This is a genomic window from Methanolobus sp. WCC4 (assembly GCF_038022665.1).
Lineage (GTDB): Archaea > Halobacteriota > Methanosarcinia > Methanosarcinales > Methanosarcinaceae > Methanolobus.
In genome coordinates, this window is record NZ_CP150629.1 from 60,854 (window position 1) to 72,164 (window position 11,311).

Below are 11,311 nucleotides of genomic sequence, written 5' to 3' on the forward strand. Positions count from 1 at the left end.
AGCCTTTGTATATCGGATTAAAGTTATAGTTGCATAAAAAAGGAGGAAAAGGCTGTTTAAAACCTTACATTGAATCAATTCCTTTCAGCGAAAATACCTTCATAGGTAAGTCCTGCAACAACTCCTCCAACAACAGGTCCAATCCAGTAGACCAGATGATTCATCCAATAACCAGATGCAAGAGCAGGCCCAAATGTCCTTGCAGGATTCATAGATGCACCTGTCAGAGGGCCTCCTACAAGGATGTCGAATAAGACGACCATTCCTATAGCAAATCCTGCAAATCCTGCAGGTGCTCTGCTGTCAACGGCTACCCCGAAAATAGTAAGGACGAGAAGGAATGTAAGTATTGCTTCTACCAGTATACCTGTGCTAAAACCAATGCCAGATCCCAGTGCTGTTGTTCCCAAGTTCACACCTTCAACAGCTGTTGGATAGATTATCTTGAGTGTAAGTCCGGCGAAAACTGCACCTAACAATTGTGCTCCCATGTAAATGGATCCATCCTTTAAACCAATCTTTTTAGTTACCAGAAGGGCAATGGTAACCGCCGGATTGATGTGTGCTCCGGATATGTGTCCGGTTGTATAGATCATTGCCATTACAACAAGGCCGAAAGCTGCAGCAATACCGATTAAGCCAAGTGCGCCTCCAGAGATGTAATTTGTTGCTACTGAACCAGCACCGATAAAGACCAGGGCAAATGTCCCTACAAATTCGGATATGTATCTTTTAATAGAATCATCCATGATTATCACCTCATAAAATAGCAGGCAGGACAATCCCACCTTTTTTGAATGTTTAGTACTATCCTTAGATTGCGTCAGCCCACTGACAGTACTGGTGTGTCTTGACCAGATCAGATGTTGCACAGAACTTGCATCCTCTTGCAGGTGATCCAGGTGACTCCGGGTTCATTGCAATGAGGTTGGTCATCAGGGTTGCAGTTACCGGTTCACTTGTGAGCAGGCATGGGAAATCAGCAAGTCTCATGAGTGAGGAGAACCTGACGGTAATTGCACATGCAGGGTATGCGTATTTCTGTGGGTTGCTGATAACCTCGTGATTGTCGATTGGACTAAGGTCAACTTTTACACCACCTATTATTCCGCCTTTTCCAACAGGTCTGGTCTCCAGCAGGTTGGAACCGCGCTGTACCATATCCATGAAGTCAACATTGTGAAGCTCAGCAGCAGCACCTCTTGTTGGATACATCTGGACGTAGTTGGTAAAACGCTTTGTGAGAAGGTCTACAAGCATTGTTGCAGTAAATCCGTCTTTCTGAAGAATGTGTGCTGCACCAACTGCAGTAGCACCTGTTGCAAGATTGAGTATTGAATTTGCGGACTTAAAGCCGTTCTTTAGTCCTGCTCTTAAGGTGTTATCAAGGACTTGGGATTCAGCCTCAATAATAGCCATTGTCATGTCATCTTTGCACATGTTGAACATGGACTGGGAGATGTGGTGTGCGACATCACCGACACAGTAGGCAGGTACTGTAACAATGTTCCCATAATTCACATCATCATCCATAGCTGCTTTGACAGTGGATTCCATCTTAGCCCTGTATTTGTTCATGTATTCACGTGTATCGAAGGATGTATGTCCAACTTCATCCATGAGCTTGGCCTGTGCATCTATCGGGTTTGAATATACCATCTGCAGCATCTCAATCTCATCTTCAACTGCTTCAGCAGCGGTCTTTCCGGCTTCCAGGGAGGTCTGGAAAGCTGCACCGATACCGTATGAAGTGTTCATTCCCCATGATTTTGCAGAAAGGATGGCTTCCTTGTGGTCGTTGTTAATGTCAAGGTTTTTGAGTATCCTGTTGACCACATTGCTTGTGGAACCAGGGGAGAATGCGAAGTCAACGACACATGTCGGGCCATAGAATCCGCCATATCTTCTGATAGCTTCTTTGCCAATCAGTTGTTCATGATCTGCAATTGCCTCTACAAACTTATCAACTGACACCTTGAATGCAGGATCTTCATCAAAGAGGATTTCGAGGATAGGTGGTGTCTGGTAATGCTCAACAAAAGGATCATCTTCCGGTCTTACAGTGTTTGTCTGCCCGTTCAGTATGTCGTAATGTGCATTGACAGAATTTATGTGAAGGTCGAAAACTGTCTGTGACTGGTTCTCTGCTGCTTCCATTTCGTTTACCGCATCGACATAAGGTTTAGCATCACTGATTTTAAAATCAGTTCCACGTTTTCCTTTTATTGTCTCTACATCTGCCCACTGAGCTGCAAGGGCTTCATTTACCATTTTAGTGTATAGTTCATCCATGCTAATCAATTGGATAGTAGACGCCGGATTGCATATAGTTGATTTAGGATATGCTCTACATTCTGTATGGGACATGAACAAAGAGAATTGTCATCTATACACCACATATTCTATAGGACATGTCCTATAGAACATAGTTATGAATTAAGTTCATATTATGAAAATTCATATCTTCATTAAAAAAGAGGTTTGTTAATATGCTTGAAGCTAAAATATCCGTGGAGCAACATCAATGTTCTCTTGCTACCGTTACAAAAGAAAAAGGCCTTGAGCTGGAGATTATGTCGCATATCCCTTTGTCTGAAGACCGAATCCTTTTCCTTGTACAGGAAAAGAAGCGTGAAAGTGCAACTCCTAGGTATCTGAAGGAGATTGAGGAGCATGAGTCCACGAAATCCTTTGAAGTTATTCAGATATCCCCTGAAAAAACCCTTTTCATGGCTACAATTGATGATGCAAGTGCAATTCATGCTTTTGAAGAATCACATTGTTTTATAAAGCATCCTATCCTCATAAAGAACGGCAATAAATATTATACGATACTTGCCACTGACCTGAAAAGCCTGAACCGGGCCTATGGTGAGCTGAAAAAAATTAGGTAAGTGGTCAATAGATGAGGTCTACAATCTTGATAAGGAAACTTCCGGTGACAACCTTACCCCGATGCAAAGAAAGATATTGTTTACTGCAAAAGGCATGGGCTATTTTGATGATGGTCATACGGTTACAATTGAAGATATTGGTAAAGCGCTCGGAATCTCTAAGTCAACTGCTCACCATCATCTAAAAGAAGCAAAGAGAAAACTTGTGTCTAAGTATATTTTCGAGTATCAGGAAAATCAACTGAGAGAGGATTTATGATTCAAAAAAATATGTTCTTTCTCTATTTTAGGCATTGTAAAAATCCTCACCCAAACGAAGCATATAATCTTAACATACCGGTCAAAATTGCGTATTAGCGCCTTCAATTTCACTTCCATCACTTGATCTCTATACTTCCTTGTACAGAGTGCTCCCCTTTATATTATCAGTACTGAAAAACATCGTTCCAACAAGATTACGTCAGTGACCTTCTTCTTTGTCTTATCGTGTAATGGATAATTGGAAAATTTGTATGAATCAAAACTCTTACTCATCAGATATAATTTCCTCATTTATTTCTGCAATATTTTTTATTTCGTCAGAAGTCGTGCAGAGACTGTGAATAAATTTAATTGTATAAATCAAATCGAAAAAACATAGACCTAGAAATCCATGGATTATGATTAATTTAATTGTTATGTTGTAAGTGTCACCAAATGGAACCGATACAAAGGGAATTAACATCAGCGAGAAAAAGATTATAAAAAATCCAACCAACATTGAAAATGAAAAAATCGTTTCAAGATAATTTTTTTGATCAGAATACTTGATATTATCTTTATTGAAAGTATAAACTACCACCAGAACACTAACGATTGCTACAAAACTCTGCGCTACTGAACTAAAAAACCAATACCCAACATCATTGGTTATTAAAGACCCATTAAGCAATCCACTATAAAATAAAAAGTATCCTAAAAGCGCAAATAGCAGTACAGAAAATATCAATCTAGCGTAAATTCCATAAGAAATTTGATTATTGATTTTCATAGTAGCCCCCGAATTAGTAATTAGAAAATTAAGTTATGATCTTTTGATTAATCTCAAAAAGATAAACAATCCTGCGATATTGCTCGCAGGAGATTTATTTTAAGCAAATGGATGCTCTGCAGAGTCCTTCTTTGCAAGTGCATCATCTACGGTAGGAGTGCCTTCGATAGCACGCTTTATTGCAAGCTTTGTTGCTTCGTAGTTGAACTCATATACCTTTTCTTTGTCTGTTGCGTCCCATTCAATGAACACTGAAACAATGATGAGGAGATTTTCTGCTTCTTCTTTTGGAATGACGCCGTCAGCTACACTGTCCATTACAGCTTTTGCGATAGATGCCTGAGCAGGTCCGAACATCATGGCTGCCTGGGATACGTTCTTGATTGTTACCTTGTTCACAAGAAGTGTTGCAGGTTTTGGTGCAAGGTTTGGTTCAAGCACTGCAAGCAATGGTGAATGACCCTTTCTTGGTGATGCAAGTGAAGTCATGAATGCGGTCTCAACTGCACTTCCCTTTGTACCGATTACAAGATCGATATGAGCAACTTCTGGTCCTTCTCCTACTAACGCTTCGCCAATCATACTTTGTGTTATTTTTGCCATATTTATTTCTCCACTTGAACTTTGTAGAAATGCCCATGTTGAATATTCAAATTTAGATAATTTAAAACATCCTTATTTTTTGTAGTAAATTTTAAAGGCTTTCTACAATGCTACATTACACTCCCTAATTACCAAAAGTAATTTAAATACTTAAGCTAACCAATTAGTAACCAGGTGAGATATCATGGGTCAACTGAAACACAGCCCTATAGATAAAGCAATCAAAATAATAAGCAAAAAATGGACTCTTAACATTATCAGGGATATGTTCTGTGGAAGCACACACTTCAATGAATTTTTAAAGAATAATCCAAAACTCAGCAGCAAGGTTCTATCAGGAAAATTGCGTCAAATGGAACAAGATGAACTGATAGAAAAAGTAATTGTTTCCAAGACACCTTTAACAATAGAATATCACCTAACAAGTAAAGGTAGAAATTTGAACAAACTGCTTTATGAAATTTCAGGATTTGCTTATAAAGAATGTGTTGATGAATCTACTCCTGAATGTACAGAACATAGCTATGAGCTAACCAAAGAAATATTGGGTATAAAGGATTGAAATAGTTCAAGTCAACAACTTCAGCATCATCTTCTTCAGTTTCTCTTCTACTAAAGCATCGAGTACATCGCTGCCAATATCAGAACCCACTCCCACATTCCTATCTTGGGACTTTACAGAAGAAGTTTCATGACTTACAACACCATTCGCTTTAAGCACTGCATCGTCCACATCACGGCCTGAGAGGTGCACATAGACCGCAGGCATATCTGACCCTTGGACCCATCCGAAATAGGCGTTCATTTGGGCTTCTGTGAGGAAATTTGCCATATATGTAGCACGGCTATGACGGAAGAGATGAGGGTGGATTTTTTTATAATTCCTGCTCTTTTTGCGGTCCTTTTGAGCATCATCCTCATTGCACCATATCTAAGCTGTCCTTTAGTCTTGCTGAGAGAATTAACCCATAGGGGTGATTCGGGGTCATCCTTCTGTGGATGTACTGCTACCCACGCTTTAAGGTAATGTACACTAAAAACCGCTCTGACCCTACGAGGACCTGTCTTACCATTGACACTAAGTGAAGCGCCGATTGCATCAAATACAAGATGCTTGATCTTCAAGTTCCCAATCTCACCTATGCGCGCACCGATGTCCCATAGTAGCGCAATGATAGCTCGGTCTCGCTCACACGTTGCCTTATTGATCATTTGAAGGACTTCAGCTTCATCAAGTATATCCTCCGGCAGCTTGCTATTGGTCTTCTTGATAGTAGTCTTAATCCAATTTGTAAGGTCCGGCTGTTCCTCTTTATAGAACCATTTATAGAATTTTTTGATGCTAACCTTGTAGTCATGCTTGTACCATTGACTTTTTCCAGATGACTCTAGGTCACAGATGTAATTGTGCAAATCATCTTTAGTGACACGATCAAAGTCAATCTCCATCTGTAAGGCGATGGTCTTCAAAGTTGACACATATTTCAGTATACGATGTTCACTAAGCCCTTCGACAACACAGGACTCAACAAACTTCAAAATAAGCTCTTTATTGACATCTGAAATAGATGACTTCTTCAATGATTCAATACGGTCTGCAACACTTACCTTATATAGCCCATTTACCATTTACCTGTTAATCCCCTTAAATGGGCTTTCAACACCATTGATCAGGGGTTCCACATCCGCTATGTAAGGGAATGCTTCCCATAAATAGATGTGGAGCGCATTCATGGTATCTCGGTGGCTCAGCCCGGCAGAGCGAGTGATTTGTAATCACTAGGTCGCGTGTTCAAATCACGCCCGGGGCTCATGACTCTAATTTTTTAAAACTAATACTTACATACAGCTTACTTTTGACGATTCCAAACTGTTCACATAACCAGACGAGAACTTTTTCGTTATAGATGGTCTGGCCGTCCTCCACTGCCCTGTTGGTGACGGTCATCTGCAGGCCTTCATTGTTCAGACCTCAGGAGGTAGACGTATCGCCCTGGAAAATCAATGAAACACCAAAACGCGAGGAGATCCTCTCAGGCTGTCCTGGTTGTTAGTGGGTATCATCACAATACCCGGGGGCCTTCCTCTCTCGTAATATGATCTTGTTCTTTTCTCAAGGAAGTGGTACGCCATGAGGTCGTCCAGCATCTTTAGAGCAGGCGGGAATCCGTACAGGATTGAAGGATAGAACTTTGCAGAATACAGGACCTCATCTTTGAGGTAGTACTGCTTATTCTCATTCGATGTGGTTTCGTAGTATGCCTGCTGCAGTACTGCACCGCAATAGCATTTGTGCCCAGCTACTCCCTTTTTGACATCGCGATGAGTAGGACAAATCCAGACATTGCCGCCCATGCGGCCATCTTTCTTGACCATCTTTTTTATGTCACGTGGGTCAATTGAAAGGATTTCTTTGACATCTTCCAGAGCGATCTCGCCGAATCTGTCATAGTCATATGCTTTGACGAGGAGCAGGTATCCATTGTCAGCAACGTTCAGGTTGAACTCGAAGTCTGAAAGAACTTCCTTGAGAGACTGGCCATTGTAATTGGCTTTTTTGATGAACCTGTCAAGCTTCTCAATCTCGGTATAATCAATTTCATCAGTAGAATCCTCGTCTGCATTGTCCCAGCGAAACCCATTGCGGAACATTTCCTGCTTGAGTTTGAGAACAGAATCAGAAAAAACAGACACCTCATTTTCGAGGTAATAAGCAAGACCCAACGACGGAGCAATGTTACCGGCTGCATATGATTCATGATGTCCGATTCCGGGGCGTGTCGTCGAAACCCGCTTCATAAGATAATTGGCAATCTTCTTGTCGATATACTGCTGGACACGTGACATAAAATGAAAAGAAGCACTGCATTAGCTTAAAAAGTTATGAGAAATATAGGTTATTTTCTATATTTCAGCAAAATCAATAAGCATAGAACAAGCATTATTGAAGTGAATCCGGAGATGCTGCGAGAAGATTTATTTTCAGCTTGTGTACTTTTGTTTTCAAGAGCATCTACAGAAGTTGGTGGAAATTCTTCTTCTAGTATTTCTTCTTCGTGTTCCCATACAAACACAACTGGCACCTCATTGACACCTTCTTTTTCACATTGTCTGCTGATAACTTCATATATTTCGTTTACAACTGTATTGTTTACTTTTTCAGGTGTATTAGACTCCATCCCTACTTTCAGATAACCATCTATGTTGCTCCCAAAACTTATAATAGGCCCACCATTGACCAAAAAATACTCCAAGATTTCTGAATTACTACGAGTGCACTTGACAAGCAGATCTGTCCATTCTCTTTTTTCCACTTCACTAGTAATTACTGGCATAGTCCCACGGGCGGCTATAAAATTAGCTTCATTTTCAGCTTTTTCAAACATTTCAGGGCCATAATCTGGTAATGTATAGCTTGTATTCATATAGGATTCACCATCATCAATTTCATGAATGTCTGATTTATTGCTGTCCGCATTAGAAGAAATAGAAAGTGATAACAAAACAAGTATAATTACTGTTAATATTTTGTGTATTCTACTATTTTGATTCATAATACTAAAATCCTTTTTTCCTAGGTCCTAATTATAAGTACTATACGATTTATTAAAATATTTTTATTAGCCAAATAATAAAAACCAAATAATTTATATTTAGATCCTAACCTATTTTAATAATTCTCAAAACAACATTTTTTAGGCTAAAATGTTTTTATAAATTATTTGGCCAAACTAACTCACCCTGTGTTTAATCGAGAGGTTCCACACCCAAATCTAATTCTATTCCACTGACTGGTGAAAAAAGGGTTCTTGTAGCAGTTACTGCCCTTGTAATTCCCGCAATTTTAACTGCTGATCCATATTCTGTATACATTGGAGCACCACTATCTCCAGCTGCTGCAACAAAATTTACAGAGAACTGGTCTTGAAGAATCCCAAAAGTTTGTGAGTTTTGGTTAACATATCGGTCAATGACAGTACCTGACAAAATGGTTGATGTTTTTCCTGACATTATAACGGTTTCACCCACGTATGCATCACGATGGCCTGCTACATCAAGAGGATTATTGTCATTCATGTAGTATACGTCATCGAGGACATTAGTTGCTTCTACCCAAGCAGCATCTGCAAATACACAATTATAGTAGTCCACGTCTCCTACTTTCCGTCCTCCTTGATAAATATCCGCGCCAAGACCGCCTCCTGCAACTGCAGCATGCGCAGACATAACAAATCCTTTTGTGCCACTGCTGTCTTCTGCAGCAAAACATAAAGTAGAGGATGCCAGTCCAGGAGTGTATATTTCTAAGCCACCAATCAGATTTGACCAATAAGAGATACGAGATACTTCAATTTCTTCTTCACCGTACCTGAAAACCACTGGAACATCAGACAACTTCATTTTGGTTGCACTTTCTTCTATGATGGCATGCATTTTTTCAATTGTAGCATCGTCAATATCACTTTTTTTCTTTTCATCCAAATCTACAAATAGATATCCTTCATAGTTAATTCCGAAACCTGTAACAAGTCCTCTATCATCTTTCATGTAAGATAACAACTCATCTTCTGAGTTTTCAATACAAGTTTCTAGTGTGCCTAACCACTCGACTTTTTCTTTGTCTTCTTTAAGTGCAGGCACACTTCCATATGTTTCTACTATTCTAGAGTTATCTTCTAGGGCCTTGTATGTATTCGGTCCGTAGTCAGGAAAGTTATAGTTAACTTCAATCAATTCATCTTGAGTTGAATCTGTAGATTCAGCCCCCGCAAATCCCACTAGCATGATCGAGATAACAAGCATACTAAGGAATAGTTTAAGTGTTTCTTTCATTTACTTCACTCCTAATGCTAAAGTTAATTTGACTTTAACATCTGCTTGTTTATACCCATGCAAAAAGAGTTTTCAAAGTACTTATACTTTGTGCACTTTTAAAAATAATATACCTAAATTATATAATAACTTTTAGAGCATGTGCAATAATTTACTTATATATGTCCTTCCGACCCTTCAAACCCAATATCTCCCTCAAATTTCCTCTCACAATTGAGGACACTGTGCGAAAATTACAGCCAGTCTCTATGCATATCCGAGGCATCGATATACCATTTGCAAACATGACGAGGATGGTATGCTCACCCTCTGGAATGTCAACATCAATCTTCACGCGGACTTTCTTATCGTTTCCATACTTCCACGCACGTTTCCTGACAGTGGTGTTTTCTTCATGCTCGCCAGTTCTCCTCACCTAAAGGTGTCAATACTCCACATCGGTTGCAGTTGAATACATACATCAGGTGACCATTGCCGCATTTGGGACATATCCAGGGCAACGGCATTATTTTTGTCAGTTCTGCATCTTTTGGGACATCAAGCAGGTTTTGTTTTCCCTGGTGTCGAGCTCCGTGTTTGGCAAGATTTCACCTCGAGGGATTTGTCTTCAAGAGTAGAACAAACCGGCTGCCCCACAAAAGGTAGCCCATGTATCGAAGGATGGAGCCTCCACGTGTTGATTACATGACCCAAGCCGTTGAAAATGCCGTGCTTACTATAAACGTTGAAAATTTAACTAAAACAATTGAGAAGTTAGAAAGTAAGATTTTATCAAAATGGGATGTTGCAATGATAGTATTTGCAATTTTGACTGCTTTGAGTATTGCTGCTGGTTTTGTCTTTAGCTTGTTGACACATCTCTCCCTGTCATGAGTGTAGTTGCATGCCTCTATCACTCCACCAACTTTGCCAACAATTCCCAAGATCAGACCCGACAAAATGCCTCCACAACTTTCTTATTCTATTTTTTCCATATACTGACATAGTAAGCGGTTAGGATTCACACTGGCTGGATAGAGCCCATCCTGGGACTTCATACTACTTTTATTCTTATTTAAGTCTTATATTAACATCCATAATTACATATAGATTACTTTGTAACTATAAACAAACAAATTTCAGGTGCATAGTATTGGATGTTAAAGAAATTATTCTGGTAATTGTAGTAATTCTGGCTGCTTTTGTCCTGTTGGATGCTTTTCTTGGCCTGATAGGAGCTTTTTATCATCTGGCTTTCAGCTTTGTGCATCTTATGGTTGTTTTTGTGGTGATCGTACTGGCAATCATTACAGTTGTAAAATTACTGTTTTAGAGAAACAAAACTGCAAATTTACCAGAAACCATATTTAACAATGTCAAATTTCAAAGTACATACTGCAAGACCCGTAAACCATTAACATCGGAACCTGTAAGGGCTGTTAGCTTGGCGATAGCACCGGTGATGGGGGGACATCAGACCATAAACTATATTCAAGGAGGAAAATAAATACATAAATGGTAAAGAGCTTCTCGCCTTGATAGAAGAGAATGTGAAGACTTGACCGGATTGAAAGCTAAACTACTCTCATAGGATTAGCAATTAAAATAACGAACAAGGGAATGGTGGAAAATGATAGGTGGACTGGGACCAAGCGAACTTCTAATCATATTTGCAGTACTGCTCTTACTCTTTGGTGCAAGCAAACTGCCTGAACTGGCACGTTCCATGGGAACTTCCATGGGCGAGTTCAAGAAAGCACAGAAAGAATCAGAACTATCATTGAAGGAGTTTGAGAACTCCATAAAAGATGCAGAATCTGAGAGTGAAAAAGCATCCAGAATAGAGGAAACTGCCCTGAACCTTGGCATTGATACTAAGGATAAGAGCGAGGATGAACTCCTTGCTGAGATCAATGAAATGCTGAAAAAGTGATCAACATACCCTTAGTATCAGGAATATCCCCGGCATATT

15 protein-coding genes and 1 tRNA gene are annotated in these 11,311 nt (G+C 39.7%); 6 read left to right on the plus strand and 10 right to left on the minus strand.

The features are described 5' to 3' along the window. Positions 1-74: 74 nt before the first annotated feature. Together V7O63_RS00295 and V7O63_RS00300 are read right to left on the minus strand one after the other, a co-directional pair. Positions 75-749, minus strand: a complete 675-nt coding sequence (locus V7O63_RS00295; protein ID WP_340819130.1) for an MIP family channel protein — start codon at positions 747-749, stop codon at positions 75-77. Positions 750-813: 64 nt separating this feature from the next. Next, positions 814-2,292 (minus strand): DUF2193 domain-containing protein, encoded by a 1,479-nt coding sequence (locus V7O63_RS00300; protein WP_340819131.1) that lies wholly within the window; start codon positions 2,290-2,292, stop codon positions 814-816. Between the two features lie 197 nt (positions 2,293-2,489). Here V7O63_RS00300 and V7O63_RS00305 point away from each other — a divergent pair, with 197 nt between their 5' ends. After that, entirely contained in the window at positions 2,490-2,894 is a 405-nt protein-coding gene (locus V7O63_RS00305; RefSeq protein WP_340819132.1) for a hypothetical protein, read from the plus strand. A gap of 61 nt (positions 2,895-2,955) precedes the next feature. Then, a complete protein-coding gene (locus V7O63_RS00310; protein ID WP_340819133.1) occupies positions 2,956-3,153 on the plus strand; it encodes a helix-turn-helix domain-containing protein in 198 nt (65 codons plus the stop codon). Positions 3,154-3,420: 267 nt separating this feature from the next. Here V7O63_RS00310 and V7O63_RS00315 read toward each other — a convergent pair whose 3' ends face one another. Beyond that, positions 3,421-3,924 carry a hypothetical protein gene (locus V7O63_RS00315; RefSeq protein WP_340819134.1) on the minus strand — a complete coding sequence of 168 codons (504 nt, stop codon included), beginning with the start codon at positions 3,922-3,924 and terminating at the stop codon, positions 3,421-3,423. Between the two features lie 99 nt (positions 3,925-4,023). Further along, positions 4,024-4,527 carry a formaldehyde-activating enzyme gene (fae, locus tag V7O63_RS00320; RefSeq protein ID WP_340819135.1) on the minus strand — a complete coding sequence of 168 codons (504 nt, stop codon included), beginning with the start codon at positions 4,525-4,527 and terminating at the stop codon, positions 4,024-4,026. A gap of 184 nt (positions 4,528-4,711) precedes the next feature. Here fae and V7O63_RS00325 point away from each other — a divergent pair, with 184 nt between their 5' ends. Beyond that, positions 4,712-5,089, plus strand: a complete 378-nt coding sequence (locus tag V7O63_RS00325; protein WP_340819136.1) for a helix-turn-helix domain-containing protein — start codon at positions 4,712-4,714, stop codon at positions 5,087-5,089. A 6-nt stretch (positions 5,090-5,095) separates the two neighbouring features. On the opposite strand, the gene V7O63_RS00330 is transcribed toward V7O63_RS00325, so the two are convergent. Next, positions 5,096-5,332: a hypothetical protein gene (locus tag V7O63_RS00330; RefSeq protein WP_340819137.1), complete on the minus strand. Its 237-nt coding sequence runs from the start codon at positions 5,330-5,332 to the stop codon at positions 5,096-5,098. Then, positions 5,329-6,156 (minus strand): tyrosine-type recombinase/integrase, encoded by an 828-nt coding sequence (locus tag V7O63_RS00335; RefSeq protein WP_340819138.1) that lies wholly within the window; start codon positions 6,154-6,156, stop codon positions 5,329-5,331. The genes V7O63_RS00330 and V7O63_RS00335 overlap by 4 nt, the downstream gene beginning before the upstream one ends. 108 nt (positions 6,157-6,264) lie before the next feature. Here V7O63_RS00335 and V7O63_RS00340 point away from each other — a divergent pair. Next, positions 6,265-6,338: transfer RNA gene (locus tag V7O63_RS00340), tRNA-Thr, on the plus strand. A gap of 190 nt (positions 6,339-6,528) precedes the next feature. On the opposite strand, the gene V7O63_RS00345 is transcribed toward V7O63_RS00340, so the two are convergent. The 4 genes from V7O63_RS00345 to V7O63_RS00360 form a co-directional block, all read right to left on the minus strand. Further along, entirely contained in the window at positions 6,529-7,374 is an 846-nt protein-coding gene (locus V7O63_RS00345) for a hypothetical protein (RefSeq protein WP_340819139.1), read from the minus strand. Between the two features lie 50 nt (positions 7,375-7,424). Beyond that, the gene (locus V7O63_RS00350) at positions 7,425-8,081 is read right to left on the minus strand and encodes a hypothetical protein (protein ID WP_340819140.1); all 657 of its coding nucleotides are present in this window, start codon (positions 8,079-8,081) and stop codon (positions 7,425-7,427) included. Between the two features lie 193 nt (positions 8,082-8,274). After that, positions 8,275-9,360 (minus strand): hypothetical protein, encoded by a 1,086-nt coding sequence (locus V7O63_RS00355; protein WP_340819142.1) that lies wholly within the window; start codon positions 9,358-9,360, stop codon positions 8,275-8,277. Positions 9,361-10,040: 680 nt separating this feature from the next. Next, entirely contained in the window at positions 10,041-10,298 is a 258-nt protein-coding gene (locus V7O63_RS00360; protein ID WP_340819143.1) for a hypothetical protein, read from the minus strand. Positions 10,299-10,492: 194 nt separating this feature from the next. Between V7O63_RS00360 and V7O63_RS00365 the strand changes: the two genes are divergently transcribed. Then, positions 10,493-10,672 (plus strand): hypothetical protein, encoded by a 180-nt coding sequence (locus tag V7O63_RS00365; protein WP_340819144.1) that lies wholly within the window; start codon positions 10,493-10,495, stop codon positions 10,670-10,672. Positions 10,673-10,969: 297 nt separating this feature from the next. Next, complete coding sequence (locus tag V7O63_RS00370; protein ID WP_340819145.1) at positions 10,970-11,272, plus strand: twin-arginine translocase TatA/TatE family subunit; 303 nt, start codon at positions 10,970-10,972, stop codon at positions 11,270-11,272. The last annotated feature ends 39 nt before the right edge of the window (positions 11,273-11,311 follow it).